The 26,458-nt window shown below is 65.8% G+C and carries 20 protein-coding genes and 3 pseudogenes; 16 read left to right on the forward strand and 7 right to left on the reverse strand.

Going from position 1 to position 26,458, the window contains the following annotated elements:
- The first annotated feature begins 326 nt into the window (after positions 1-326).
- The 3 genes from GTZ93_RS16110 to GTZ93_RS16120 all read left to right on the forward strand — a co-directional run bounded on the left by GTZ93_RS16110 (position 327) and on the right by GTZ93_RS16120 (position 2,499).
- Entirely contained in the window at positions 327-1,154 is an 828-nt protein-coding gene (locus GTZ93_RS16110) for a hypothetical protein (protein ID WP_139915321.1), read from the forward strand.
- 331 nt (positions 1,155-1,485) lie between these two features.
- Positions 1,486-2,046 (forward strand): DUF1993 family protein, encoded by a 561-nt coding sequence (locus GTZ93_RS16115; RefSeq protein ID WP_120578120.1) that lies wholly within the window; start codon positions 1,486-1,488, stop codon positions 2,044-2,046.
- Positions 2,047-2,076: 30 nt separating this feature from the next.
- On the forward strand, positions 2,077-2,499 hold the full coding sequence (locus GTZ93_RS16120) for a hypothetical protein (protein ID WP_139915320.1): 423 nt from the start codon (positions 2,077-2,079) through the stop codon (positions 2,497-2,499).
- Between the two features lie 11 nt (positions 2,500-2,510).
- On the opposite strand, the gene GTZ93_RS16125 is transcribed toward GTZ93_RS16120, so the two are convergent.
- Positions 2,511-4,721, reverse strand: a complete 2,211-nt coding sequence (locus GTZ93_RS16125; protein ID WP_139915319.1) for an FG-GAP-like repeat-containing protein — start codon at positions 4,719-4,721, stop codon at positions 2,511-2,513.
- Between the two features lie 687 nt (positions 4,722-5,408).
- Between GTZ93_RS16125 and GTZ93_RS16130 the strand changes: the two genes are divergently transcribed.
- Both GTZ93_RS16130 and GTZ93_RS16135 read left to right on the forward strand, forming a co-directional pair.
- On the forward strand, positions 5,409-6,737 hold the full coding sequence (locus GTZ93_RS16130) for a M12 family metallopeptidase (RefSeq protein ID WP_180945990.1): 1,329 nt from the start codon (positions 5,409-5,411) through the stop codon (positions 6,735-6,737).
- Between the two features lie 273 nt (positions 6,738-7,010).
- Complete coding sequence (locus GTZ93_RS16135; RefSeq protein WP_139915318.1) at positions 7,011-7,811, forward strand: phosphatidylserine decarboxylase; 801 nt, start codon at positions 7,011-7,013, stop codon at positions 7,809-7,811.
- Between the two features lie 99 nt (positions 7,812-7,910).
- On the opposite strand, the gene GTZ93_RS16140 is transcribed toward GTZ93_RS16135, so the two are convergent.
- Positions 7,911-8,849, reverse strand: coding sequence for a LysR substrate-binding domain-containing protein (locus GTZ93_RS16140; RefSeq protein ID WP_257978937.1), 939 nt, complete (start codon positions 8,847-8,849; stop codon positions 7,911-7,913).
- 110 nt (positions 8,850-8,959) lie between these two features.
- On the opposite strand from GTZ93_RS16140, the gene GTZ93_RS16145 reads away from it, so the two are divergent.
- The 3 genes from GTZ93_RS16145 to GTZ93_RS16155 are packed head-to-tail and all read left to right on the forward strand — an operon-like array spanning position 8,960 to position 11,924.
- Positions 8,960-9,325 (forward strand): cupin domain-containing protein, encoded by a 366-nt coding sequence (locus tag GTZ93_RS16145; RefSeq protein WP_120578114.1) that lies wholly within the window; start codon positions 8,960-8,962, stop codon positions 9,323-9,325.
- A gap of 35 nt (positions 9,326-9,360) precedes the next feature.
- Positions 9,361-10,260 (forward strand): MBL fold metallo-hydrolase, encoded by a 900-nt coding sequence (locus GTZ93_RS16150; RefSeq protein WP_139915315.1) that lies wholly within the window; start codon positions 9,361-9,363, stop codon positions 10,258-10,260.
- 20 nt (positions 10,261-10,280) lie between these two features.
- Positions 10,281-11,924: an FG-GAP repeat domain-containing protein gene (locus tag GTZ93_RS16155; protein ID WP_161662865.1), complete on the forward strand. Its 1,644-nt coding sequence runs from the start codon at positions 10,281-10,283 to the stop codon at positions 11,922-11,924.
- A gap of 260 nt (positions 11,925-12,184) precedes the next feature.
- Here the strand turns inward: GTZ93_RS16155 and GTZ93_RS16160 are convergent, their stop codons facing one another.
- The gene (locus GTZ93_RS16160) at positions 12,185-13,060 is read right to left on the reverse strand and encodes an SGNH/GDSL hydrolase family protein (RefSeq protein WP_257978936.1); all 876 of its coding nucleotides are present in this window, start codon (positions 13,058-13,060) and stop codon (positions 12,185-12,187) included.
- Between the two features lie 34 nt (positions 13,061-13,094).
- Between GTZ93_RS16160 and GTZ93_RS16165 the strand changes: the two genes are divergently transcribed.
- The 5 genes from GTZ93_RS16165 to GTZ93_RS16185 all read left to right on the forward strand — a co-directional run bounded on the left by GTZ93_RS16165 (position 13,095) and on the right by GTZ93_RS16185 (position 20,457).
- A complete protein-coding gene (locus GTZ93_RS16165) occupies positions 13,095-14,024 on the forward strand; it encodes a LysR family transcriptional regulator (protein WP_139915312.1) in 930 nt (309 codons plus the stop codon).
- A gap of 476 nt (positions 14,025-14,500) precedes the next feature.
- Positions 14,501-16,159, forward strand: a complete 1,659-nt coding sequence (locus GTZ93_RS16170; protein ID WP_161662866.1) for a PDZ domain-containing protein — start codon at positions 14,501-14,503, stop codon at positions 16,157-16,159.
- Positions 16,160-16,169: 10 nt separating this feature from the next.
- Positions 16,170-17,594, forward strand: a complete 1,425-nt coding sequence (locus tag GTZ93_RS16175; protein ID WP_139915310.1) for a hypothetical protein — start codon at positions 16,170-16,172, stop codon at positions 17,592-17,594.
- Positions 17,595-18,454: 860 nt separating this feature from the next.
- On the forward strand, positions 18,455-19,216 hold the full coding sequence (locus GTZ93_RS16180; RefSeq protein ID WP_139915309.1) for a hypothetical protein: 762 nt from the start codon (positions 18,455-18,457) through the stop codon (positions 19,214-19,216).
- A gap of 710 nt (positions 19,217-19,926) precedes the next feature.
- On the forward strand, positions 19,927-20,457 hold the full coding sequence (locus GTZ93_RS16185; RefSeq protein ID WP_139915308.1) for a dihydrofolate reductase family protein: 531 nt from the start codon (positions 19,927-19,929) through the stop codon (positions 20,455-20,457).
- 106 nt (positions 20,458-20,563) lie between these two features.
- Here GTZ93_RS16185 and GTZ93_RS16190 read toward each other — a convergent pair whose 3' ends face one another.
- Positions 20,564-21,466 carry a LysR family transcriptional regulator gene (locus GTZ93_RS16190; protein ID WP_120578107.1) on the reverse strand — a complete coding sequence of 301 codons (903 nt, stop codon included), beginning with the start codon at positions 21,464-21,466 and terminating at the stop codon, positions 20,564-20,566.
- 86 nt (positions 21,467-21,552) lie between these two features.
- Between GTZ93_RS16190 and GTZ93_RS16195 the strand changes: the two genes are divergently transcribed.
- From GTZ93_RS16195 to GTZ93_RS16205, 3 genes and pseudogenes are all read left to right on the forward strand, one after another.
- On the forward strand, positions 21,553-21,858 hold the full coding sequence (locus GTZ93_RS16195) for a nuclear transport factor 2 family protein (RefSeq protein WP_257978935.1): 306 nt from the start codon (positions 21,553-21,555) through the stop codon (positions 21,856-21,858).
- Positions 21,855-22,646, forward strand: a complete 792-nt coding sequence (locus GTZ93_RS16200; RefSeq protein WP_257978934.1) for an SDR family oxidoreductase — start codon at positions 21,855-21,857, stop codon at positions 22,644-22,646. Before GTZ93_RS16195 ends, GTZ93_RS16200 begins: the two co-directional genes overlap by 4 nt.
- Positions 22,647-22,721: 75 nt before the next feature.
- Positions 22,722-22,832 (forward strand): annotated as a pseudogene (locus tag GTZ93_RS16205) (IS5/IS1182 family transposase); the annotation flags it as partial.
- 846 nt (positions 22,833-23,678) lie between these two features.
- Here GTZ93_RS16205 and GTZ93_RS16210 read toward each other — a convergent pair.
- The 3 genes and pseudogenes from GTZ93_RS16210 to GTZ93_RS42300 all read right to left on the reverse strand — a co-directional run.
- Complete coding sequence (locus GTZ93_RS16210) at positions 23,679-25,394, reverse strand: eCIS core domain-containing protein (RefSeq protein ID WP_139915306.1); 1,716 nt, start codon at positions 25,392-25,394, stop codon at positions 23,679-23,681.
- A gap of 352 nt (positions 25,395-25,746) precedes the next feature.
- Positions 25,747-25,947 (reverse strand): annotated as a pseudogene (locus GTZ93_RS42295) (transposase); the annotation flags it as partial.
- Positions 25,927-26,049 (reverse strand): annotated as a pseudogene (locus GTZ93_RS42300) (IS3-like element ISMxa1 family transposase); the annotation flags it as partial. The pseudogenes GTZ93_RS42300 and GTZ93_RS42295, both read right to left, overlap by 21 nt.
- Positions 26,050-26,458: the final 409 nt, after the last annotated feature.

A 26,458-nucleotide genomic window follows, 5' to 3' on the forward strand; every position in this document is an offset into this window, starting at 1 on the left:
GCCTCCGCGGTCGGTCCTGAGAGAGCAGGCCTCTCGATCCGTCTTCACGGAAGCGCACTGGGCCCTGCGGAAGGCCGAGGGCGCCTGGCCGAAGTGCCGATGGAACGCGCGGTTCAGTCCGGAGTTCGTCATCGATGGCGGGACGGTCCCCACGGCATGAAGGCGGGTGGGGCTGCATCCACTCCGTGTCAGTACAGTCTTCTGCTATGAAGTCCGAGCGGTCGATAGGAGGGGGTGGTCTCTTGAGACGGGTTGCAAGCCATGCGTGGGTGTTTCTCGTTGCGGTTGGGTGCATGCATAAGCCTCAGGGGTACCAGGCGAACGGAGTGACTCTGACAACGAGGGAGGAGGCCGCGGCCTCTGGCTTCAAGCCGTGGAAGCTGTCGGTTGCCTTCGGTGCCCGGCAGGATGGTACCCAGCTGCTGCTCGACTTCATGAAGCGCGCGGAAGCCGCAGGGGGGCACTACGTCAGCGACGTGCACATCGTGCTGGCGAGTGACCAGGATGGGGAGCCGGTAGAGTGCCGGACGGAGATTGTGCCGGAGTCTTCAGTTGAGATTGGCCGAACGCTTCAAAGTACGCCGGGGCGTACCGAGATGCGGCATCACATGGTTCCTGTCACGAAGACTGTTTTCGAAAGCCAGTTTCAATGTCAGTCCGTCACGGAGCCACGCACTGTCTCGGAAACCTACTACGAGAGTCAGTATGACTCGTCCTCGAAGACGACCCGCTCCGTGCCGCGCACGCGGATGGTGACGCGCTTCGAGCACCGTCAGAAATGCGGTCACGTACCCATGATGCGCACCGTGACGCGCTTTGAGTATCAGTTCCGCAGCGAGTACATCCCGCCTCGCTTGGAATTGGTGTCGCGGCAGTACACCCGGTGGAGCCTGAAGGAGACGCTGCCTGCGTGCGCGCCACCTTCGCCGCGGACGGGCGACTCGCCCTCCATGCCCCACCGGGTCGAAGGTGAGGTGTACGGTTGCTCGCTCGAACAGGCGCCTGATGAGCCGCAGCAGAAGGGTGGGGAGTCGGAAAGTCGAAGCCTGAAGCTACGAAGACAGTATCGCCAGAGTGCCATGGAGAAGGGGTTGGTGCCCGCGAGCTGCCAGGAACTGGCGCTCCAGGTGCCGCCGGACATCGAAGCGCCCTGATTCACGCCTCGGCTGATTGGGGCGGGCTCCAGAGTGAGCCGAGAAGTCTGAGCACTGCTTGGGGCCGAGCGCGGTAGTAGCCCAGCCCCGAGCGCAGCGCGTTCTGAAGCTCGGTCATCTGCTCCTCACTCAGCTCCAGCCGGCTCATGCAGGTTCAACCCGCGACCCCCGACGGGTTCATCCGAGCCGTGAATCTGGGGGCGCCCACGACTCCTGTGAGCCCGGTTGGACGTACGCTCCGCTGGCTGCGAGGGACAAGGTGCAGTTAAGTATCGCAACTCATCAATACGCGCCGGTTGGCACTGGCGCCTGACGCTGTGAAGGATGGGCCATGTCTTTGAATGCCTATGATCTATCCGCGGGCCTGTTCGTCCGCGGATTGACCAACTTGAAAGCGCAGCTGACGAAGGCCGAAGACCATGCCGCTGCCAGTGGCAGCGGTGAGGCGGCGTTGCTGGACGCGCAACTCGCTGCGGAAGGGCCCATGCACGGCCTTGCGAGTGGCGCGCCAGCTGACCTGCACCTGTACACGCTCGCCGCTCAAGTCCACTGGGCCGCGGAGGGAGCCAGGTTGGCGATCGCGCAGTTGCTGGGTGCGCCACGGGTGCCGGCCGCGAACGATGCAAAGAGCTTTGCGGATCTGCACCAGCGGCTCGATGCGACGATCGCCTATCTCCGAGAGATCGCGCCAGGCGACCTCGAAGCCGGCCTCGAACGAGCGATTGTTATCGAGCACCGCCGTGGCTCGATGCACTCCAGTGGCCGCCAGTTTCTGATCGCATTCGCGATCCCCCACTTCTTCTATCACGTGACCACCGCCTACGGCATCTTGCGCAACCAAGGCGTGCGACTCACCATGGGCGACTTTTTGGGCAACTGGGGGGCGGGTTGAGCTGAACCATGTGACCCGGACCTGGACCTGGTGGCCGACGTGCTTCCCTGGGAGGACGCGCATGACCATGAGCGCTCGCTGCTCCAGCAGCTGGCCTACGACGTGTTGGCCCTTTTGCAGGCGGCGGTGCAGACCGCCCATCCGGTGTGCGAGGAGAAACCCATCTCCCCTTTCTACATCGCGGCCGAACTGCGCGAGTACTACGGCGGAATGAAGGCCGCCCTTCCGGAGGAAGTCTGGGTCCCATACGAAGGCCAGACATCGAAGCGGCTGGCCCGGACGCTGGTGGAAATGGCAAGGCGTGTAGTCCCCGTGATGCTCCTCAAGCATCCTCGCGGTCCGAAGCCAGCGAAGAAGAAAGGCTACGCGCCAGGGAGCGAGGTGCGCCGGCAGGTCGCGACGTCACGCGTCCTCGCTGCCGGCGCCGTCGACTACGTCAAGCGAGATGTTTAAAGGGGTGCGACTCAGAGTCCGTTGGGGACCACGGTCACGGTGCCGGAGCCCCTGTTGGTCAGGATGAGATCGGCGTACCCATCCGCGTCCATGTCCGCGGTGGCGATGGCGTTGAGGCCAGGCGAGGCGCCGGTCGTGATGACGGTGCCCGAGGCGAAGCTTCCGGTGCCATTGCCGGTCATCGGGCGGACGCCGCCCGAGGCCGTGGTCACGAGGATATAGGCATCGAGCTTGCCATCGCCGTTGAAGTCATCGGCCACGACACCCAGCGCCGAGTTGGCGGCCGTCGTGGACGCGGCGACGGACTGAACGCCGCTCGCGAAGGTGCCGTTGCCGTTCCCCTTGAAGAAGAAGAGAAACCGGCCGGCCGCGCCGTTCGAGAGGATGTCGAGCGTGCCGTCGCCGTCGGCGTCACCGAAGGCGATGCCCGCCGTCTGGCCGCTTGCGGCGTTGCTGTAGGCGACGGGAGCGGCGAACGAGCCATCGCCCTGGTTGATGAGGACCGACAGGCGTGCGGTGGCGGGGCTCGTCACCACGAGGTCGGAGAACCCATCGCCGTTCAGGTCACGGCAGGCGATGGTCGACTGCGCGCCGCCGGTGTTCGAGATGCCGATGAACGTGGGCGAGCCGAAGCTGCCCGCGCCGGTGCCGAAGAGCACGCTCACCTGGCTCTGGGTCACGCTGGTCGTTGCGATGTCAGCCACCCCGTCGTGATTGAAGTCCCCGGTGCAGAGGTGGACGGAGCCCGGGGTGCCAGTGGTGAAGCTCGTCGGCGCGCCGAAGGTCCCGGGCGCGCTCGAGCCCAGGTTCTTGTAGACGCTGATGTTTCCGTTGATGAGGGGCAGGTTGGTCTGGCCGTTGACGGTGACGGCGTCGAGCCACCCGTCGCCGTCCACGTCCACGGCCACGACCGCGTTGCTGGAGAGCGAGGCGCTCCCGTAGTTGACCTCCGACTGGACGCTGGCGTCGCCATTCCCCAGGAAAACGGAGAGCGAGCCAGAGGGAGTCTGGGTCGACTCGGATTCGGCGTTGGCCACCAGGATGTCGAGCTTGCCGTCGCCATTCACATCGGCGACCGCCGGGGCCAGCGGGTTGTGGTTCGCGGGGGCGCTGACAGGCGTGCCGGGGACCTGGCCGGTGGGGGCGGTCTGGCAGGTGGCGTTCGAGCAGATCTGGCCCGTCGAGCACACGATGCCGCAGGCGCCGCAACTATCGGCGTCGCTCTGGAGGTTCACCTCGCAGCCGTCGGACGAGTTCCCGTTGCAGTCCGCGAGGGTGCCGGAGCAAGCCTGGCAATTGGTCCCCTCGTAGGTGGGCGCGCACTTGCAAGTGTAGCTACCCACGCCGTCGATGCAGGTGCCACCGTTCAGGCAGGGGCTTGCGGCGCACTCGTCGATGTTGGTGCAGCTCACGCCGTCGCCCTCGTACCCCGCATTGCAGGCGCAGGTGAAGGAGCCCCCGATGTTGGTGCAGGTGGCGTTTTCGTTGCAGTTGTCGGCACCGGCGGCGCACTCGTCGATGTCGGTACACACTGTCGGTTCTCCCGTGCAGGTGTAGCCCGGCTCCACCTGGCAGACGCTGTTGCAGCCGTCTCCCGAGAGCTGATTGCCGTCGTCACAGACTTCGAATCCGCCCAACACTCCATCTCCACAGAAGACTCGTAGCGACGTTTCCACCGCGTCCACCAGGTAGAGCGCGAGCACCGCGCCTCTCAGGCGCACGTAGCGATAGGGCACGTTCCCCGGGTACGTCGCCACCGCGATATGCGTCCCCAGGCCCAGCTCCTTCAGGTGCAACGTGCTGGAGCCGATGAAGGTCCCATCCGCCTTCAGGAAGTCCACCTGGGCCACGAGTGCCAGCGTGAGTCCCTGATAGTAGACGCGCAGGTCTCCGGTGCCTTCCTCTCCCTGGCCCAGGTCCAGGGCCAGCGCCGAGTTGAGCACGCTCAGCATGGTCGCGGCCTGCCCGTCCGGAGCGCCCAATGCCGCGCTCGCGTTGAGCACCGCCGCCGTGGTGCTCGACACCACCGCGTCCGCATACGGGTCCCACGTCAAGGAGGCTTCTGGCCGCTCACGCGTCAACGCCTCGTCACCCGCTTGCGACACCCCATCCTCCGGAGGACCTACCTTCTCATCGAGGGACTCCACGGCACACGCCCCCAGCGACAAGGCCAGCGCCACGCCCAGTCCCCATGACCACAGCACACCAGGATGACTTCGCATCGAGTGTTTCCCTCCGAGGAGCAGGATGAAGCCCGGAATGGCCCCCCCTCCTCATGGAATGAACGACACCATTCCGTGCTACCCATTGCCAGGCATGCAACACTTTGATGGCAAACGTTCTCGGGCTGCCAGCCAACAAGCCCTGGAGGACCATCGACACCAAGTCCATGTCATGTCTGTGCCCGTCTCCGCGAATCGATGCGCAGAGATGGGAATGGTAGCGCATCGCCAACAGTGCCGGTGAGCCCCAGGTGCGCGGCCAAGCGTCAAACCTTCGAGTGGAGGTGACGCCAGCACAACCGGAAGTGCCAGTCATCCAGGCGCGGCATAGGCAAGCGAGGAGGACTTCCCCCGCCCCCCGCCCGTTCGCGGAGGCGACCCGGATGCTCGGAGCCCCAAAGGCGCTGAAATGCCTCCCCCGCTTCCTGGTGGAGCCCTTGCGCCTGGGCTTGTCATGAACTGCCGTTACGCCTGGAGCCCGAGGTCTAGAGTTAAAAGATGTACGGGGAATCCACATGTGTCCGTTCGCCTTGGCGCTCATGAGTCCAGACGCAGTGCATCTCCTCCATGCGGCGGAGTCTCCGGGGCATGTCGCGAATTGATGACGGTCCTTGATTTCAAACGACAAATGCCAGAGTGGTGTGGTTGTCTCCTGCTCCCCGGAATGCCTTCCGGAAAGGAGGCACCATGCTTCGAAGCACATTGAAGTCCGCGCTGGTTGCACTGTTCATCCCCAGCCTGCTGCTCACCGCCTGCGGTGAGGGATTGGAGTCGCGTCCCGCCTTGGACCCGGAGATGGCCCGAGTGCCTGCTGGCGCCCCGGTTCGCGAGGGCTACGCCTGGAACGCCGCGAGAGGGAAGCTGGTGCCAGTGAAGTACGCCGAGGTAGATGGCCTGGCCATCCTTGAGGGAGACATGGTTCTCGGCACGGTGGAGGAGATGGAGGCGCGCGTGCGCGAGGTGAATGCCCGGGGAGGTCTCCACGCCCCGGGGGTCCATGCCCAGGGCGTTGCCATCACCGGAGCAAACTTCCGCTGGCCCAACTCCGAGGTGCCCTACACCATCGACGCGGCTGTGCCAAACCAGGCGCGAATCACGGACGCCATCAATCACTGGCAACAGCGTACGCACCTGCGCTTCGTGCAACGCACCGTGCTCAACGCGGCGCTGTACCCGAACTACGTCAATTTCCAGACGGGCACCGGGTGCAGTGCCCACGTGGGACGGATTGGTGGCAGGCAGATGGTGTCGCTGGAGGCCGCGTGCAGCACGGGCAACATCATCCATGAAATAGGACACGCCCTGGGTCTGTGGCACGAGCAGTCGCGCGAGGACCGCAATACCTACGTGCTCATCCGGCCCGAGAACATCACCGCGGGCTATGAGCAGAACTTCAGCCAGCAGATCGCCGACGGTGACGACATCCTCGCCTATGACTACGGCTCCATCATGCACTACCCGAGGACGGCGTTCTCGAGGAATGGGCTACCCACCATCGAGCCACTGGGGGGGCAGGCCATCGGGCAGCGCGATTCGCTGAGCATCACGGACGCGGCAACCGTGGCGCGTCTCTACTCGAGAACCATCTCCCTGCGTGCCTTGCGCGGCCACTACGTGGTGGCCGAGGGCGGCGGCGGCGGCGCGGTGAACGCTAATCGTGCCGGCGTTGGTCCCTGGGAGAAGTTCCAACTGGTGGACCGCAACGGGTTCGAACTGCAGACCGGCGACCTCATCCACCTGCAGACGGCCTCAGGTAACTATGTCATGGCCGTGAACGGTGGCGGCTCGGGGGTGACAGCCACCCCCACGGCGCCTGGCAACTATGAAACCTTCCGCATCTTGAAGATAGCCGGCACGGGCCTGCTCACCATCGGCACCGGAGACACCGTGGCCCTGTCGACGAACGATCTCCTCACCCCCCGCTACCTGTATGCCGATAACGGTGGCGACGGCTCGGTGTATGCCGCCGGCGCCGCCGTGGGGCAATGGGAGCAGTTCACCATCACCTTCTACTGAGGGACGGGATAGGGCCGAGGAACTCCGGGCGAAAGCAGACACGCGTCTGGGAGGGCGTGGTCGCGGGAAGTACCGTGGCCACGCCCAGGTCCTCGTAGATGAGGGCCGCTCCCGCCTTTGCCCATCCACTCCGTCCGCTCGGGGCGTGAGTGCGTCCGACCAGGGCGTGTTCGCAAATTTGAGCCAGAGGCGGATGGAGGCCAAGAGGACCATCGCCAAGTAGTTGGAGGCGCGCCTTTCGTAAAGCTGGAGACGCCCGCCTCCCTCGCCTACATGAACGACTCGTACGGGAACTGGCTCAGCGCGGACGCCCGGGAGTACCTGAGCCTGGACGATTACGTCTATTCCCCCTCCGCGCCGCATGGCGGCTTCAAGTCCTGGAACGAGTTCTTCATCCGCAAGTTCAAGGACCTCGACGCCAGCCGCCCCCTCGCGCCGGACCCCTCGGGGAAGGCGATCATCAGCCCCGTGGACGGGCAGGTCTGGAAGATCTCCAGGCAGGTGCAGCGCGAGGCCACCTTCGACATCAAGGGCGAGCAGTACTACCTCACGGACCTCCTCAACGAGCCCGCGGACAGTCCCCTGCTGCGGCCCTTCATCGATGGGTTGGCGGTGCAGATCGTGCTGATGCCCTTCAACTACCACCGGTGGCACTCGCCGGTGACTGGCCGGATCGAGAAGGTGCGGACGGTCCCCGGCTTCTTCTTCGCGCAGCCGGCACCGCAGCAGGACTACGCGTCGTCGTTCCCCTTCCTCAGCCACGTCAACACCCGGACGGTTCTCTTCATCGAGTCCGAGAATCCGGCCATCGGAGAGGTCGCCATGGTCTTCGTGGGGCTGACGGAGGTGTCCTCGTGCGTGGCGACGGTCAAGGCGGGTGACCTGGTGCAGCGGGGTGACGAGATTGGCCACTTCGCGTTCGGCGGATCGACCTGCTGCACCCTGTTCGACCGGTCGAAGATCGCGTCCCTCAGCATCACGGACAGTCCCGAACTGGGCGACGGCGGCGGCGGGTCTGGGGAGAAGCTCGATAACGTCGTGATGGTGAGGCAGAACATCGGGCTCGCGCTGTAGTAGTGATCTCGGTGCCCACGAGACATGAACGAACTGTGGGCACCAACTCTCGGCTTTCCTCTCAGAGGACTCAAACGCTCTGAGGGGCCGAAAGCCGAGTCACACACCCATGCGCGGCGGCACTCCTCGCCGTGAGGCAGCCCGTGGCCTTGCTTTGCCGTGGAGGGAGAAGCGCTCGCGGAGCAACTGGATGAAGTGGGCCAGTGGAGCGGGGCGCTGGCGGGATGCGCGGGTGACGGCGCTCCAGCGGCGTCTGATTCCCCGAGGGGTGAGCCGGACGGTCTGCAGTCCATGGCGCTGGTCCGGCAGCATCCATTGAGGCAGCGCCGTCACGCCGATACCGCCACGCACCAGCTCGATCAGTGCCTCGGTGAGGGGGACGGGGGATACCCGGTGCGGCTCGATGCCCGCGGGCCAGAGCACGCGCGTGAAGACATCGAGCTGCTCCCGAGGCGCGGCATAGGTGAGCAGGTGCTCCCTCACCAGGTCCTCCGCCGTGACATGTTCCCGCCGCGCCAGCGCGTGGTCCTCGGGGACCACCAGCATGAGCTCGTCCTCGAAGAGCGCGGTCTGTGCCAGACGGGCCTGCGGCGGGACGTCGGTGGTCAAGGCGAGATCCAGCTCGCCATTCAGCAGCGCCCCAAGAGGCTGACGCGTGGCCTCCAGGACGATGCGCAGCTCGACGCGTGGGTGCTCGGCCTGCCACCGCCCCAGGATGGGCGGCAGCCAGCCATACACCGTGTAGCAGCCCGTGCTGAGCCGGAGCAGGTCGTCCTGCGGGTGCGCACGGCAGACCGCCTCGGCCTGGGCCACCTCGCTCAGGACCCGCCGTGCGGAGAGGAGCAGCTTCTCGCCTGAGCCGGTCAGGAGCAGGCGGCGCTGGCGGCGCTGGAAGAGCTGCACGCCCAGGCGCTCCTCGGCATCACGGAGTTGATGGCTCAGTGCCGAGGACGTGAGGTGAAGCTGCCGGCTCGCCGCGGCCAGGCTTCCAGTGTCGGCGACCGCGGCAATCAGCTTGAAGTGACGGAGCTCGAGCATGCCGGTCAGCTTCACATGAGCCCGGTTCAGCATCATCGCGAAATCGTTTCGCTGCGCTCATGGAACGGATCTCCTTAACGTGGGTGTCCCAGCGCCAGGAGCACGGACGGATGACCCGGTCAGACAGCTTCCCGAGGATTCAGAGCCTTGCCGTACCCCCATGGTCGTCCGTGCGGATCGACGACATTGAACCGGTCGTCGTCGGCCCCGGCTGCCTTCGGAGGGACTTGCCAGGTCCTCGCGACGTGAGGGTCTGGGTCGTGGACATGGCTCCCGGGAGTCAGTGGCCCTGGGTGGACGTCCACGACACCGGCGAGGAGGTCCTCGTGGTGAGCGGTGAGCTCATCGAGGGGGAGCAGCGCCTGGGGCCGGGCTCATACCTGTTCTTCCCGCCGGCAAGCCGTCATCAGCCGCGGACCGAGACCGGCGTGCGCCTCTTCGGCATCAACCTCGTGGCCTCCCCGGGGGCTCGGTGAGCCAGGACGCCCTGACTTCCTTCTCCCCATTCCGGATGGAACCCTCGAACACGGAGGGACGGGGCAAGAGGGCCCGGCCCTCGCGGACGGGCCGTCGGGACTTCCTGCGTGCGGCGGTGGCGCTCTCCGCGGGCGCGGTCCTGCTCCCCCCTGGGACGGGCCGTGCGACGAAGCCTGTCGACAGCGCCGCGCTTCGCGCCCAGCGGTTGGCCTGGGCCGGAGTGCGGCTGCGGCTCGGACAGGACACGCTCTTCCTGGACCCGTTGAGCGACCCCACCGTGTGGGGGGCCGCGCTGAAGGACCCGCTCGTCCCGTTGGACGTGCGCGACGGGGGCCGCTTCGTCCTGGTGACGCATCGCCATCCCGACCACTTCGACCGGGTGGCCGTCCGTCAGGCGCTGGGGGACAGCGGGACGCTGGTGTGCGCCCCGGACATGGCCGCGGCGGCTTCCGCGTCGGGATTCCGCGTGCGGTCCGCCCCGCTCTACGAGCCCCTCTTGCTCAATGACTTCACCGCCACCGCCGTTCCCGCGGTGGATGGCTATGGGGATCCCCAGGTTTCGTGGATCGTCTCCGGTGGAGGCCGCCGCATCATCCACTGCGGCGACACGCTGTGGCATGGCTCCTGGTGGCACATCGGGCGACAGTTCGGCCCCTTCGATGCGGCATTCCTGCCTATCAACGGGGCGCGCTTCGGCTGGCGCAAGCCCGTGAGCGACGTGCATGCCGTCCTGACGCCGGAGCAGGCGGTGGCCGCGGCCGTGGTGTTGGGAGCAAAGCTCCTCGTGCCCATCCACTACGGCCTCGCTGCCTCCGAGGACTACCAGGAGGTCCCGGACGCGGAAGCGCTGCTTCTGGCCGCCGCGCGCACGCGGAAGGTGAACGTGGAGTTGGCACGTCCGGGGGAGTGGCTGACCTGGCGGGCCCGGACCTGACACGAACCTCGAGGCTCGTGGTGTCCCTGGTCACCAAGCTGAAGGCCAGGTCGGGAACCCCGTATGTCTTCGTCCCGCTCGACGCGATTCCGGGCGTCCGGGGAACGCTCAGCTTCCCGTCACCGACCCACTGGACGACGACCTACCTGTCCGACGCGGACCTGTGGAACACCGACATCGGTTACCACGGCACCGTCCGACTGGGAGACATCAACGGGGATGGCAGGGCCGATGTCTGCGGTCGAGGCAGCGCGGGCCTCCGTTGCGCCCTGTCGAACGCCGACGGCTCCATGGGGGCGGAGGCGCTGTGGCTCTCCCTCGTGTCGGACACCCTGGGCTACAAGCCGAGAGAGTACAGCACGACCTTCCAGCTCGCGGACATCGACAACGATGGCAAGGCGGATGCCTGCATTCGCGCAGTCGATGGCTACCTCTGCTTCAAGGCGCTCACAGGGGGCTTCCAGACCTCGGCCTGGCCCTCGACGTCGTTCTCGAATGCGAATGGCTGGAACGCCACGGAGGCTCGCTACGGCTCGATTCGCGTCGGGGACGTCGATGGGGACGGATATGGAGACATCTGTGGCAGGGACGCGAACGGCAAAATCGTCTGCAGCCTCTTCAACGGGACGACCTTCGCGGCGGCGGCGGAGTGGAGTTCGGCATTCACCGCGTCGTCCTGGTCGCAGCCGGAGTACGCCACCACCTTCCAGCTCGCGAAGGTGAACAACGACAACCTCTCCGACCTCTGCGTCCGGGGTCCTGACGGAATCTTGTGCGCGTTGTCGACGGGCAGCGGCTTCGGCACGCCGTCCCTCTGGACGCAGATGGCCTTCGATGACGCGTCGGGGTGGGCCACGAGCCCGTCGCGCTACAAGTCCATCAAGCTGGGCGATGTGGATGGGGACGGCTACGCGGACGTGTGCGGCCGGCACTCGACGGGAATCGTCTGCGCCTTCTTCACGGGCACTTCCTTCAGGAACTACCGCTACGTCCTCAACACGAACTTCGGAGATGCCGCCAACTGGTCGGGCGAGGAGTACGGCGCGACGCTCGCGCTGGGCGACGTCAATGGAGACAGCTACGCGGACGTGTGCGCGCGTGCCGCGGCGGGGCTGACCTGCATGCCCGCCACCACCCGGCTCGCGGAGTTCGATCCGGTGCTGAAGGTGGGGTACTGCTCGACAGTGGGTACGGCTTGTGACTCCGGGAGCTTCTACGAGGGGCGCGGAGTGGTGCACCCGGAAGCCAACCAGCCCAACACCCTGCAAGGCACCTGCGCGGATGGCGCCTCCGGCGACTACCTCTCCCATCCCTCCATCGAGCGGGTTCGGGTCACCACGGTCGACAACCCGGTCATCACGCCGCGGGTGGACCGAGAGCTCGCGGTGGGCGAGAGCGTGCGTGTCGAGGTCAGCGCGTATGCCTCGGCGGCGGGAGAGCAACTGGAGATCTTCCGCGCGGCGAATGCCTCGAGCCCTACCTGGGTGAGCCTGGGCACGACGACGCTGTCCAGCGCCGGGTACGCGTGGGTGACGAAGACCTATACGCTCCCGTCGGGCACCACGCAGGCCGTCCGGGCGGTCCTCCGTCCCTCCACCCTGTCGGGCGCATGCCCCGGCGGCAGCACCACGGACGTGGACGACCTCGCCTTCCATGTGAAGTGAATCGCTGAGCCCCCAGGGCGCCCGGAGGCCGAGCATCGTCTCGACTCCGGGCGCTCTTCACCTGGGCCTGTGGCTACCGGAAATTCGGGTCCAGTGGGAGTCGCCCCGTTCCGTGGCGCTCCCACACTTCGTGGGGTCGGCAGGCTCAGACGCTGAGCAGCACGCGACGGAGCAGCAAGTCGAAGCTGGCGCGGCCATACAAAGGAGGCACCGGGTTACCCCCGAGCCGATGTTACCGGTCGCGCCCGTGACCAGATACTTCATCGCGCCCTCGCGTCGGCCCAGCCGCGCACGACTTCGAGCGCTAGTCTCTTTTGCCCCTCCTGCGTGAAGTGAAGCCCGTCCTCCATGAGCAGATCCTGCGGGGGTGGCAGGCCGAGCCTCGCGAACAGTTCGATCGCGGGCTCGTCGAAGGCGGCAATGACCTCGGCGACGCGGGCGATGTCCTCGTTGCGGAAGCGAACTCCGAAGCGGGACAACCCCCAATGCTTCGACACGCGATCTTCGAGCACCGGGGGAGGAGTTACCCACAGACACTGTGCCTGCGTCTCCCGGGAGACGCGCTCGCGGAGCTCCGCGAGGTTGCGCGCCGTCTCTTCGGGAGCGACGAGCGTCTTGCTCGGCGTCGGGCCTTGTGTTCGAGCGTCGTTCATGCCGATGAAGAACAAGATCCAGTCTGGATTCCTCGCGATGACCCCGCCGATTCGAATCAGGCCGTGCGTTGTCGTCTCACCGGCGACGGCGCTGATGTCGATCGAGATTCCATCCGCGGGACGGCGCGCGGCCAACATCTCGTTCAGGATCACCGCCCACGACTGCGGATCAGAGGTGTGGCTATCGCCGAACGCGAGAACCCTCGCCCCGGGCCGCAAGGGAAGGCGGTCCACCATCGCGCCCACCGCGGGATCCGCGAGCAGCTCGCGCGCGGCCGCCTTCGCGCCTGCCCGCAGGCGCCCGAGTTCGGCGGAGTAGGCGTCCGGAGCGAGGCCGAGCAGGGCCGCCCGCATCGGCTCGGTGAGCGCCGCAGCCCCGGGAAGCGATGCCACGGTTTGTTCTGGCTGAAGCACCTTCATGATCCAGCGCGTCTGTTCGGTCGACCATGTCATGCGCAACGAGATACCGGACGGGACGAGCACGCACTAGTATGCCATTCGGAAACGGACTCTTATCATGCGTGCAAAAATAGACCTGGACCTCAACGACGTCGCTCTGCTCGTGCGCGTGGTGCAACGGCGGAGCTTCTCTGCCGCTGCTCGTGAGCGCGGTGTTCCCGTCTCGACGGTGAGCCGCCGCATCGCCCGGCTCGAGTCGGCGCTCGGCCTGCGGCTCCTCGAGCGCACGACGAGGACGCTTCGCCTGACGGACGCGGGGCGTAAGTACTTCGACCATGCCGAACGCGCGATGGACGACCTCGCGCAAGGCACCGGGCGGGTTCGCGAACTCCAGGATGAACCTCGCGGCCGCGTTCGCATCGCCGCGCCGACCGCCTTCGGAGCCGCCGTCGCCAACGTGGTCTACCTGTACCTCGCCAAGCACCCGGGGGTGTCGATCGACCTGGAGATCGACGGACGTCGCCCCGACCCCGACAGCGGCTTCGACATCGCGATCATGACGGAAAAATTGAACGACACCGACGACTTCGTTGCGCGCGAGGTCCGCCCAATGACCAGAAAGTTGCTGTTCGCGAGCCCGCATTACCTGAAGGAGCACGGCACGCCTCGCGGAGTCGAGGAGCTCGCCGTTCACGACTGCATCGCGACGCGCGCCACGGACGGCCACGCAACGTGGACGCTCGCCCAAGGTCGAACGAAGCGACGTTTCACCTTCGCGCCGCGCCTCTACGTGAGCGAGTTCTCCGCTGCCTATCGCGCGGTGCTCGCGGGTGTCGGCATCGCGATGCTCCCCGAGTCGCTGTGCGCCCAGGATGTGAACAAGAGGGACATGGCTCGAGTCCTGGAAGGCTGGGAAGGGGAGGCTGCCGGTGTCTATCTGCTCTACCGCGCCCATCGGTCGCTGACGGCGGCGGTACGTACCTGCATCGACCACCTGCTTGCGGAGCTTCCCGCCACTCAGTTGGTCCGCAGCGCTCGCGAGAACTGACCGGGAGTTGCTCGTGAAAACCGTCTCCCCGTCGCAGCGTGCAGCTCTTCGCGCCCCCAGAAGCTCGCGCGGACGAGGTGGTCGAGGCCGCGGATCGGCTCGGGTGGCTTCACTCACGCGACGGTTTCAACCGCGGCCATCTACAGTTCCCCTGTGGAGAGTCATTGGCTCAATTCGTCGGGAGCCGCTGGACCATGTCGTCGTTCTGAACGGGGCCCACGCTCGGCGCCTGTTGCGCGAGTCCAGCAACGGCCTCACGGACCTGCGCCTGCCACGCCACCCTTCCTGCTCAGCACGAGGTGACCGCGAGGCATCGGTCCCCACGTGGACGAGCAAGCCAGTCGTCTCGGACACCGATGTCGAGACGCGGGGGAAGGTGCTCCGACGTCCCCCTTCCTTGAAGCGCCGAGGCCCGCGAGGTAGAGAACGACGCCTCATCTCCGCAGGGGGCGGGGATTCAGGGCAGGGACGCCTTCATGAACCCACGCGGCGCCGAGAAGGAATACCTCCAAGATGGCCTGCGCAGCGGCTTCAAGCTCGACGCGCGCTTCGACGCCCTGACGCCCCACCTCCACGTGACGTGGATCTCCTGGGACAGCGGCTTCCGCGGTTCGGGACTGCGCGTGGGCGACCGGGTCATCGCCATCGACGGGCAGCCCGTCGTCAAGCCACCCGACCTGGCCACCACGCAGCGCACCGTGCCCTTCATGCTCGGCCAGTACGCCGAGAACCAGACCTGGGACAAACAGGGGCGAAAGGAGGGTGACCAGGTCCACGTGCGAATCGTTCGCCGGCGCGAGCCCGGCGAGGGCTGGGAGGAGCACGAGTTCAGCGGCGCCCTGCTCCATGAACGCACCTGGAGCATCGCCGATACGACGCGGCAGCTCATCGGACCGGGAGGACCCGAGCGCATGGGTCGCGACGGCTTCGACGAGACCTGGATGTCATGGCTCGAGAAGCGCGTCTTCGACTGGGAGCGCCTGCTCGACAGCACCTTCGGCGCCTGGCGCACCTCTCGAGGGACGCGCGCGGAGCTCGCGAATCACCTCGGGCACAAGGCCCGCGTCGACTCCCTCGTCGAGCATCATCCCGGCCCCTTCGCGACGGCGATGCGCGAGGACTGGGAGACGGTGCGTGCCTGTCTCGAAGGAGACCTCGTCACGCTCCCGGCGGATGCCCTTGAATTCCGCACCCGGGGCGAGGAGCAGGTGAAGGCCATTGGCCTCCAGGCCGCGGCGGCGTGGAAGGCCCTGCTGGAGGCGCGTGCGGGAGAGACGCTCAGCGCCTTTCCTGTCGTCGACCCCTTCCGGGGTGACCGCTCGGCGGTGACCGGCAAGCTGGTCTCACTGCCGACGCTGACGCAACGGGAGTGGCTGGTCGACATGGGCAAGGGCTACCTGGCCTGGAACCAGTCCGGCGCCTGGGTCTTCTGCCCCGCCAATACCCCGGCCATGAACAAGGTCTTCTCCGCCATGCAGCGCTACCAGAAGCGCGTTGCCCCGTCGGTGAGGCTCGACATCGCCGTGCTCGGCCGCATCCTTCCGGATCCCCGCCTGCTCGCGGGCTCGGGCCGCACCGCCGCCGGCCTGGAGGTGGAGCCCGTCGCCGCCCTGGTCGGCGGCGTGGTCTGCGTCGACGTCAGTGACTTGAGCGAGGGCGGACCGCGCTTCGCTGGAGAGGAGACGCTCAGCCAGGAGAGCTTCGGCGCTCCAGCCGACGACGCGAGCCCGCGCGAGGTCCTCACCGCGATGATTTCGGCCGTGAAGCGCGGCGACCAGGAGACCTGGAACGGCCTCTTCGCGGACTGGCGCGCCGTGCCAGACACCGACCGGCCCATCTACTACCCGGTCTGGACATGGAACGGCCGCGACAGTGAGTGGGTGCGCTCGCGGCAACTCCTGCTCAACAAGGTGCTCGACGCGCGGGTGCGCTGGATGGGCGATGTACGGGTCGTCATCCAAGGCGACGAGGCCCCGGGCCTGCAGCGCATCGAGGAGGTCGAGTTGGAGCTGGACCACGTCGGCCTCTTCGAGGGCCAGACCCGCACCTTCAACTCAGTCGACGTGCGGCGGCGCTGGACGGTCCAACGCCGCAACGGTGGCCCCTGGCGCATCACCAGCGAGCAGAGCCTGTAAGGAGCACTCCATGGGCTGGTATTCAAGCCGCGTCTCTGAACTCAACGAACGGTTGAACCGCGCCTCGGAGGGCGCCCCCGACACGGTGAAGCGCGCTTTGAGCGACGCCATCGTGAAGGTTGGAAACGCGGCCGATCAAGCCCTCTCGGCCATGCTCGACGCCAGCGAGCGCACCAGCGCCGGCAATCTGGGGACGCAGCGCAAGTGGCAGGAGCGCTGCGCCACGGCCACGGCCGACATCAGCCGCGCCTTTGGCGATGCCGCCAAGGACAACATGCTCTCGCCCGCGCTCCAGCTCTTCTGGTACCAGGCGCTGGAGCACGAGATGGCCTTCTTCGACTCCCTGGCCAAGGTGCAGACGCCCCAGCTCCACGACGACCTGCTCGTCCACCAGGATCTGCTCAACAAGATGCTGGGCGAGCTGTGGGACAAGTGGACCTTCCTGCTGTCCAAGGACGTCATCTTCGAGAACGACCAGCGCCAGGTGGTGCAGCAAGTCTCACGGATGGCGCAGTCCATCGTCGACGAGCTCGCCCCGGGCGTGCTCAAGCGCACCAGCGAGAGCGTCTCGCGCGCCACCGCGAAGTCGCTCGACGTGGCCCTCAAGTTCGATGACAAGCTCCTGGGTGGCAAGGGCGTGGACCTGGCCAAGCTTGTCGCCTCGCTGTTCGATGTCGACATCCCCGACGAAATCGACCGCAACCTGCTGGACGCCGTGCAGGGTGGCTCCGAAATCTACCAGGTGCAGAAGGGCCACTACCGCAACCTGGTGTCGGCCTACCAAAGCCTGGTGCAGGCGGAGAAGGGCAGCGTCCTGCTGCTCTTCAACGCGACGCGGGCGGAGGTCGACACGTACCGTGACAAGAACGACCTGGGGAAGGCCAAGGTCATGCTCGATCAGGCCAAGGGCTACCTCTCCGACTGGGCCTCACGCGTACCCAGCTCGGCCCAGCGAAGCGAGGCCTCCAGCTTCAAGGACAAGGTGTGCTCGGCCATCGACACCGACTGGAGGCTCACCGAGGAGCTCGACAACAAGTTCCGCGACAAGTTCAAGGGCATCTTCGTCCAGTCCCTGGGCAGCGAGACCCTCGAGCAGCTCGCGGAGTCCTACCTCTTCCGTCAGCACATCGAGGAAATCACTCGCAAGGACGCCGCCGGCAAGCTCAAGGCCCTGCCGGGCAACCTCCAGAGCGAGGTCGACAGCGCGCTCGAACGGGGCCTGCGCCCCCTCGACGACCTGGTCAACCGCGTCCCGGAAGAGGTGCGCGAGCTGGCCCGCATGAAGAACCAGCGGTTCAAGGAGCACGTGCGCGCCAGGCTCAAGGACCGCATCCAGGCCCTGCTGCCGGCCATCGTCGAGCTGGCCGCCCTCTGGGACCCGAACAACCTCTCGAGGGACTTCAGCCGCGAGGAGCTGGAGAAGGCCCTTCGCTGAGATTGGACGGCGCGACTCAGGGCCGCGCGTAACTCCGCTTCACCCTCTGGGACTTGAATTCATCCGTGTACGGCACTGCGTCCTGCCTGCTCTCGCCCCCAGGGCGTGGTCATCCCGGCCGAGCAGCCGAGGCGAACACGATGAACGGGTGGTTCGATGCCGATGCCGGCGGCGCTCCTGCCAGACAGTGATCGCTGCAGGAGGAGCCCAATTCAGTAGGGCTCACTCCTGGCGCCATGGTCAAGCTAGGCGCCCAGCGCCTCGTCCGGCTTGTGCAGTTATCCCGGTGTCATCATGGCTGGAGATCGAGGTGACCACCTTTGTCCAGATGGCCTTGTAGTAGCGGCACTCGAGGCCACTTCAAGTGTCTTCGTATCCATTCCTAGGCTGGTCCTATGCGGTAGCGACCTGTCCGATTGAAATGGGGGCTACGCCACTTGGTGTGCAGTGTCCCTCTCGGTCTGGCGCCTGGCGCGGGCGGTATCCCCTCGCGCCAGTGGGGCGGCCGCTGGCTATGCCGCTTTCTGGAAGGTGATGGCGCGAGGGTGACCGGGCCCGCGCTGCGAAGACCAGCCTGTCTGCGAGCTGGGGAGTCTCCACCAGGACTTCGCCAACAGCGAGGCGCTTCGCGATGCGGGCGAGCAGCTCCGCGCGGCAGAGTGTCTCAAGTTCGAGAGGAATTACTCGCGCTCTCCTCCCTCGCCTCCAGCCCTTCGCACGGGCCATGTACCCGCTACGGGGGAGGGCGCTGACCACGTCTTTGACGCGCGCATGACGCAGCGACCGAATTTGGGGGTGGGCACAGCCGTATTCGCGCATGCGGCCCCAGGCGGGACGAGGGTGGTAGGCTGCCCGCCGCCATGACGACTCTGGACGAACTGTGGTCCGCCTTTCGCCGCGATATCAACGCCATGCCGATGTTCCTCGCGGACATGGCGCCGCACCTCCAAGACCTCCTCGCTGAATCAGAGGGGGCTTCACTGGAGTCGCTCTTCTCTCGCGCGAACCGAACCGAGGGCACGTTGCTGGAGGCGCTGGCGTGGCTGTGGGCGAGGACGCTCCGCGCGCCTGTCGCAGTGGCGCGGGTCGACGCGCTCGACGTGGCGGAGGGCGAAGTGCGCCTGATTCCGAGCGGGCTCCAGGTAGCGAACGGCGTGTTGAACCGCGGCATCCTCGTCGTGGCGGGGGACGTGGAGGTAGGGGGCGAGTTTGGTGACGGCGACGTTGGCAGTGCGGCGGTCGTCGCCGGGTCGCTCCGTTGCCGGCTCGCCAATGTCCAGGGCGTGCTCCGCGTGGGCGGAGTGCTCGATGCGGCCCAGCTTGTCTTCGCGAACAATGACCCTGAGCCCCTCGTGGCGAGAGAAGGTCTGCGGGCGCCGTTGACGCTCCTTCAGCTCGGGCGCTCTCTCGACGTGAAGGTCACGGACGGACTCGTGGTGGAGGATGAAGTCACGCCATCACAGGTCTTGAGGTTGAGGGCGTTGCTCCCGGCAGCGGTATTCCATGACATCGACCTGGAGGATGAGGACGATGATGTGAGCATTCCTCTGGACGAGGTGCTCGATGTGGAAGCGCTGTATGCCTCCGCGGAGGAGGGGACGCTCGTTTCTCCGTCCCGTTGACATCGAGGGCTCAGGCTCGGTCCGGCACGTCGCAAGCCCCCTGGATGACTACGTTGGGAGGGGGCGCGTGCGGGCGGGCTCTGGGCTGTCGTTCTGGCCCAGAAGCCTCGTTCGGGCGTACGCGCCCCTCGTGGAGAAGAGGAGTGAGGCGGGGGCAGAGGGCTCTACGCCGGTCGAGACAGTCTGGGGGCCGTCTGGGAGAGTCTGGGCCGCGCGACGAAATCGCGAGTACCCAGTAACTGCCAGCCGCGTTTCGCTCTTGCGGTTAACAGGTGGCCCGATTCGTCATTCTGAAAGAGGGAAATGACGTAACCCTGGAAGGCACGACATCGAAAGCCCTGGATTGTCAGAATCGGCTGCCTACGGTGGTTAACAAAACTGTTAACCGCTCTCGGCCTCTCTCTCCCCAAAACGGGTGAAAGCGCGCTCCAGAGAGCCCAATCAGCGGCGGAGGAGAGAGGGCATCTCGCTCTGCGGGGCAGAGAGCCGAGAGCGCCCTTTCAGCACCGCGAGGCAAAGTCCCTTGGGATTCAGCGGCCCAAACACGAAGGCCCCGCGACGTTCATCGCGAGGCCTGTGTTAAACAAAAAGGCCCTGCCGGGTTAGGGCAGGGCCTTCTTTTTTGCTCCCCGAACGAAGCCCTGCGCGAACTCGTTCTCGGGTTTTCTCTGAGAGGACTCAAACTCTCTGAGAGCCGAAAGCCGAGTGATATCCAGCGGTTTCAAAGAAGGGGCATTCACACCCAGGGGATCGTGGACGACGAGCTGCACGACTATTGGAGGCAGCTCATGGAGCAGAGCGGGGCGATGCTCTTCGGGCGCAACACCTACGAGCTGATGGAGGGAGCCTGGCCCGCGGTGGCACGCGACGAAAAGGCGCCGCGCGCGATGCGCGAGTGGGCACAGAAGCTCGAGGCGAAGGCGAAGTACGTCGTGTCGGGCTCGCGGAGCGAATTTCCGTGGCAGAACACGATCAAGGTGGAGGGTGACCTTCGCGAGGCGATCTCAGCGCTGAAAGAGAAGACCGAGCGGGGTGTCCTCGTCGGAGCGCCCAAGCTCGCGGCTGCGCTCGAGGAGTGGGGGCTCATCGACGAGTACCGCATCGTCGTTCATCCCATCATCAGTGGCCGAGGGCCGACGTTGTTTCATGGCCTGTCGAGTGCACGGCATCTTGAGCTCCTCTCGACGCAGCGGTTCAAGTCCGGCGTGCAGGCGCTCCACTTCCGTCGCAAAGCGGGATGAGCGTGGAAGGCCCCGAGCGCTTCACCGGCGGCTGCCATCGCGGCACGCCTTTTTATGCATCTTCGGTCTTCCCGCAGGATGCTCATGACTTTTCATTCTGCGAGCCTCATTTGCGAGCTACCGCGACTTCGCGGGCCAGTGCGACGAACGCCGTGTGAGCGGCCGAGGAATTGCGCCGGCCAGGGTAGTAGAGGCAGAGCCGAGCGAGCTCCGGTGTCCAGTCCTCGAGCACGCGAACGAGGCGTCCCGCTTCGATGTCGCCTCGCACGTCCGGCTCCATGAAGAAGCCGAGTCCGATGCCCTCCAGGACTGCGATCCGCGAGAGGCTGGCCTCGTCCAGCGTGATGGGCCCCGTCACATCGATCAGGGCCGTCTGCCCCCGCTTACGGAAATCCCACCGGAAGAGGCTGCCGTTCGGCAAGCGCACCCGGATACACCGATGACGGAAGAGGTCCGATGGGACGCGCGGCCGACCGTGCTTCTTCAGGTACGCCGGCGAAGCGACGATGGCATGGCGTTGGGGCTCTCCAAGCGGAATTGCAATCATGTCGGTGGGCACGAGGTTCGCCATCCGCACGCCGAAGTCGAACCCCTCGGCGACAACGTCGACCAGCCGGCCTTCGGTCACGACGTCGACATGCACGTCCGGATGGCGGCGGAGGTACTCCAGCACCAGTGGCGCGAGGATCTCGCGCGCCGCTGTCGCAAATGTGTTGATGCGCAGCATGCCGGACGGCTTTGCCTGCTGGGAGCGAGCCGCGTCCATCGCGCCGCGGATGTCCTCGAGTCCCGGAGCCACCTGTTCGACGAACGCTCTGCCGGCGTCGGTCAGCGAGACGCTGCGCGTCGTGCGGTTGAAGAGGCGGACGCCAAGATGTGCTTCGAGCTTCGCGATCGCGCTGCTCATCGCCGTCGTCGACATCCCGAGATCGAGGGCAGCGCCGCGAAACGAGCTCCTGCGAGCGACGGCGAGGACGGCATCGAGATCATTCAGTCCGGGTTGATACATCGATAGTCCTGTAGGTCGGGATGTCACATCCTACTTTGTCCCTATTGAGCGGGCAATCGCGCGGGCTTACGTCTTGGGTCATGACAATGCACCCATCAATTCAGGCCTATTTCGACGCGGACAGTGCCACGCCGCTCCACGCCTTCGCGCCCGATGCCGTTGTCGAGGATGAGGGACATCGGCATGTCGGGCATGCGGCCATCGACGAATGGTGGCGTGACTCCCAGGTGAAGTATCAGGCCGTCGCGCAGCCGATCGAGGTGAACGCGAAGGACGATGCCTGCGAGGTTCGCGCGAAAGTGACGGGCCAGTTTCCCGGCAGTCCCATCACGCTCACCTTTGCGTTCCGGATGAAGGGCGATCGGATCGCGGCTTTGAGCATCGGCGCGTGAGCCGCGATGCCCATTTCAACCCTGCGGAAGGAAATGACGTGATGAGAGAGCTAGAGGGGAAGCGCGCGCTCGTGACGGGCGGAACGAAGGGCATCGGCAAGGCGGTGGTCGCATGGCTGCGCGCGGCCGGCGCGACGGTGCTGACGACCGCGCGGGAGGGAACGGGCGAGGGCTTCATCGCCGCCGATGTCGCCACGGCCGAGGGCTGCGCGCGCGTCGTGAAGGCCGCCGGAGCAATGGACATCCTGGTCCACGTCGTGGGTGGAACGTCGGCGCCGGCGGGCGGCTTCTCCGTCCTCGACGACGACGCGTGGCAGAAGACGATCGACCTGAACCTGATGGCGGCGGTGCGTCTCGACCGGGCACTGGTCCCCGGAATGCGCGAGCGCCGGACCGGCGCGGTCGTGCACGTGACGTCGATCCAGCGGCAGATGCCGCTTCATGAGGCGACGACCGCGTACGCCTCGGCCAAGGCCGCACTCTCGAACTACAGCAAGGCCCTCTCGAAGGAGGTCGCGCCGCAGGGCGTGCGCGTGAATCGCGTGTCACCGGGCTGGGTCGAGACCGAGGCCTCCGTCGGATTCATGAGCGAGATCGCGGCGAAGAACGGCACCGACGAGGCGGGCGCGAAGGAGCTCGTGATGCGCTCGCTCGGCGGAATTCCTCTCGGGCGCCCCGCGCGTCCGGCCGAGGTCGCCGAGTTGATCGGGTTTCTCGTCTCGGACCGAGCGAGCGCGATCACCGGGGCGGAGTACGTGATCGACGGCGGGACGGTGCCCGTGAGCTAGCAGGCTGCTGAAAAACTCCGGTGCGGGACGACCTCCCGCACCGGAGCAGGGACTCCTCCTGACCTGGTGAGCCAGGAGCCTCCGGACGACAAGGGCAACCCCACCGTCGACTTCCACGGCGAGAAGAGAAGCAACGCCGCGCACGCGTCAACGACCGACCCGGAGTCGAGGCTGGCGCGCAGAGGATGCCGGGTATGACGTGCAGTGCTTCGTGGAAGCTGCACGGGCGCGACGGATGACTCCGCACGTGGCCCAAACGCGGGACGTGCGCCGGGCCAGCCGAATCGACGGCCGGGCCCCCCGCCATACGGGCTGCGCCCTGCCAGCGCGCGCTCTTCAGCACCGCGAGGAAAATCCCTGGGGATTCAGCGGCTTGAGCACGAAGGCCCCGCGGTGTTCATCGCAAGGCCCGTGGAAAACAAAAAGGCCCTGCCGGGTTAGGGCAGGGCCCTTCGTTCAGCTCCCCGAATGAAGCCCTAGGCGAACTCGTTCTCTGCGCTCTCTGTAGAGACTGCGACGGAAAACACGAGAAAAATCCTGGGGTTAGGCGAAGTCGGGAAAATTCGGGGTCCGATTGAGTGTCCGCAAACTTCGCCGCTGTCTCCGGATGTCGCGGATTGGGGGACGGCGTCCCCAATCCGTCATCAGGGGAGAGCTATCGCACTGGTTTGTAGCACAAACTCCCGCTCCTGCATGTCCCGCATTGCCCGCGGACCTACTTGGCTGAAGTCATGCCAGCCGTACGTACCCAGGTTCGCCACACGCAGCGACCGAATTTTGGGTAGCCACAGGGCATGTGTCGTGGGCGGTGGGTAGGGGCATGCGGTATGTCGAGCCGCCGTGTCGAGGGGCAACATCAAGTCCAGTTCTCGCGCGTACGGTCCTGCCTTGTACTCTCTGGCGCGGCTTGGGTGCGAGGACGATGCCGCGACTTGGATTTTGGCTGGGCTCAAGCCATTCACCATGAGAGCCAGGGCACCTATGGCAGCCCTTTCGCCCTTGACGTTGAAAGTTCGCGCCCGAGTGTCGGTGTCAAACGAGCTGACTCTCAACGTACCACTCGGACTGGATTTCTGCGAAGAAGTCTAGGAGTTCTTGGCCCTTGAGTGGACGAGCTCGTCCTTGTGGTGATGCGGCCCACAGAGCCTCTGCATCGCGCTGCGTGATGGGCTTCTCCGTGGCATCGAGCTGGCGTGATATGGAAAGTCCCAGTTCGCGTTCTGCCGTCAGTTTGTAGAGTTTATTCCGAATCGCATCGGACTCCCGAGGCAATCCCTTGCGCTCACGGTCAAGATCGCGGCCGACCGTGGAAGTAAAGACATGGGAGCGGCTGATGCTGTCGTTCCATTCAAACGTTTCTCGTGCCAAGCGCTCCCCGTCCGCTGGATTGAGGCCAATCCTTTGGAAGTGCTCCCGCGTCCGACCGATTCGCGAGTCCAGCGAGTCGCCTTCTTTGCCTACTGCCTCGCCAAGTGCCACGTGGGCGAGCTCATGGGTATATATGTCAATGCCATCCTCGTTTGCGGGGTCTACGGATGAAATCGGGAAATAGATGTCCTTGTTCAATGTTACCGCCCCAGTATCGGGATAGCGCTTCTGGTACTCGCTGTCAGATAGCACGTGGAGCTTTACGCCCACGCGTTCCGCCTCTTTCTGAAGTGCCCTGCCGATTGGCGTCTTGAGCAAGTCGTCCTTCGTTTGTTGCAGGAAGTAACTGGAGGCCTTGCTGGAGGCCGCATTGAGAGTCTGGTGATACTCCCTCGTGGAGTCGTTGTAGTCCTTGGTTCCAAGTCCGCCTTCCGGAAAATCCGAACGCTGTGGCGGCCCCTGATTCTTGAGCTTGTAGTACTCCGTTACAGCGGGAGGCCGTGGTGGCACGCTGCTTTTCGCGCCTGACAAAGTTTCCGTCTTCCTGGATACCCCACGAGCATCGGTGGGCTTCTGATTGTTCGGGCGGCCCAACCCCTTCGCGTCAGTCACGGGTCTTGGTGCTATCGCAGCAGCCTGCTGGACAGGAGGCCGCGAGCGTGCTTCTGGCACGAAGGCATCGTACGTTTCGTGCCCCTCAGTAGCCATCGCAGTGGCCTTGGCGTCCTGCGCGTCCTTTGTGCCCACCGCGTCGAAGGGAGTTCCAGGCGCTTCGCCCGTCCCAGTCGACTGGATGACTTCCTGCGGCGGCGGAGGCGTCAAACCCAGAAGCTTCTCCAGCTTTGTCCTTCGACTCGTGCCCTCGAAGGCCGAGTCGAGCTCGTTCTTCGTCGGCTTCACCCTGTCGATGTCCTTCTGGCTGTAGGGAGGCGTCTTGCTTTCCGCGACGGCCGCCGCGTTCGCCTTGTGCATGGCCTCCTCGGCGCTCTTCGCGGCCAGGGCGGCCTTCTCCTCCGCGTCCTGGAGCTTTTGCGCTGCGGCCCGGGACGCATCGGAGGCTTCCTTGAGCTTCTTCTCCGCATCGGCGAGGGCTTCCTTCGACTTCTTCGCCTCGGCAGGTGTCTGCCCCGGCCGATCCGCGGCCTTGCGTGCGTTGGTGACGGCCTTCTCCGCCGCGGTCTTCTGTCGGCGCGCTGCATCCGCGTCGTGCTTGGCCTGCGTCAGATTGTCGCGGGCCTCGGTCGCCGCCTTGCGCCGGGCCTCGGCGGCGAGCCGCGCCGCCTCCGCCTTCTGCCTGGCCTCCTCCGCGCGGCGCTGTGCCTCGGCGGGATCGACCTTCGGAGCACCACCAGCACCAATGACCGCATTCACGGAACCCATGGGACCTCTCCTCTGGATGGGGGCGCAGCCCCTTGTCAGGATTTGAGCAGACGCCATGCACGTGATTGCAGGCCGGGTATGAAGCAGGCCCGGGGGGCGGTACGTCCTTCGCGAGTCGATGTGTGTCTGCCCTGCAATCGAGAAGAAAGAGGGCCTGGGTCCACCGGCGTCCCAAAAATCTCGGAAGTGGACGCTAGTGGGGGACCCGTCGGTGCGTCAGGAATGTTGGCTGGCGGGCACCCGATGGAAGCGGGACGCCACGGGCTTCAGGCCAGCAATCCTACAACGGTGATCACGGCGGTTGAGGGGGGTAGCCGCAGTAGGCGAACCAGGCGGCGGCACGCTCAACCTGTCAGAGCAACACGCTCTCTAGCTTCTCCGCAGGAGAAAGGAAATCGAGCGTCTTGCGTGGGCATCGGTTGAGGCGAGCTGCAATCGCGTTGAGCTGGGCCTGCGAGTAGGAGGACAGGTCCGTCCCATCGGGGAAGTACTGGCGCAGAAGGCGATTGGTGTTCTCGTTCGTCCCTCGCTGCCTGGGGCTCTGCTCGGTGCAGCCGAACTCTCTCGCGAGACTCTTGCCGGACCGGCCGGCCTTCAACAGCTCGACGACCCGCTCACGGAACTCCGGCGGGTATGGGGGACGTGACTTCGGCATCGTGGGACCCTTTTCGCACAGCGGGTGGGACTCCACGAAACCGGGGCAACTTCACCTCAACGCGCTCCTGACTTAGCGACCGGAGTTTGGGTAGGTACAGGGGGGGCCACACCAACACGAGCGACCGAATGATTTTTTGGGACGTACGCCGGGTCATTCCCTCTTTTACCCCGAAAGCCCGGAGCAGCCTTGCTTGGTTGAATCACTCACAGAGCGGAGATGCGTCTGCCTGAATTTTGAAGGCTGCAGGTAGCTCCACCCTGTTCCCATACGGGTCATTCCCTCGCCGCCCGCAGCGCCCAAGGTGTTACGGGATGCCAATTGCGAAAGGGGGCCTGCAAGGCCGAACAGACTGGCCCATGTTGTTGCAGAGACTGGCGGGGTCCGGGGGCAGTTCGACTCCTCTCTG

Source organism: Corallococcus exiguus (assembly GCF_009909105.1).
GTDB classification, from domain to species: Bacteria; Myxococcota; Myxococcia; order Myxococcales; family Myxococcaceae; genus Corallococcus; species Corallococcus exiguus.

Coding starts and splice junctions, on each gene's coding strand:
- GTZ93_RS16190 (WP_120578107.1), bottom strand. CDS start 21,466: ATGTATCAACCCGGACTGAATGATCTCGATGCCGTCCTCGCCGTCGCT.
- GTZ93_RS16210 (WP_139915306.1), bottom strand. CDS start 25,394: ATGGGTTCCGTGAATGCGGTCATTGGTGCTGGTGGTGCTCCGAAGGTC.
- GTZ93_RS16135 (WP_139915318.1), top strand. CDS start 7,011: ATGAACGACTCGTACGGGAACTGGCTCAGCGCGGACGCCCGGGAGTAC.
- GTZ93_RS16175 (WP_139915310.1), top strand. CDS start 16,170: ATGGGCTGGTATTCAAGCCGCGTCTCTGAACTCAACGAACGGTTGAAC.
- GTZ93_RS16115 (WP_120578120.1), top strand. CDS start 1,486: ATGTCTTTGAATGCCTATGATCTATCCGCGGGCCTGTTCGTCCGCGGA.
- GTZ93_RS16180 (WP_139915309.1), top strand. CDS start 18,455: ATGACGACTCTGGACGAACTGTGGTCCGCCTTTCGCCGCGATATCAAC.
- GTZ93_RS16125 (WP_139915319.1), bottom strand. CDS start 4,721: ATGCGAAGTCATCCTGGTGTGCTGTGGTCATGGGGACTGGGCGTGGCG.
- GTZ93_RS16140 (WP_257978937.1), bottom strand. CDS start 8,849: ATGCTCGAGCTCCGTCACTTCAAGCTGATTGCCGCGGTCGCCGACACT.
- GTZ93_RS16150 (WP_139915315.1), top strand. CDS start 9,361: ATGGAACCCTCGAACACGGAGGGACGGGGCAAGAGGGCCCGGCCCTCG.
- GTZ93_RS16130 (WP_180945990.1), top strand. CDS start 5,409: ATGCTTCGAAGCACATTGAAGTCCGCGCTGGTTGCACTGTTCATCCCC.
- GTZ93_RS16145 (WP_120578114.1), top strand. CDS start 8,960: ATGACCCGGTCAGACAGCTTCCCGAGGATTCAGAGCCTTGCCGTACCC.
- GTZ93_RS16165 (WP_139915312.1), top strand. CDS start 13,095: ATGCGTGCAAAAATAGACCTGGACCTCAACGACGTCGCTCTGCTCGTG.
- GTZ93_RS16195 (WP_257978935.1), top strand. CDS start 21,553: ATGCACCCATCAATTCAGGCCTATTTCGACGCGGACAGTGCCACGCCG.
- GTZ93_RS16170 (WP_161662866.1), top strand. CDS start 14,501: ATGAACCCACGCGGCGCCGAGAAGGAATACCTCCAAGATGGCCTGCGC.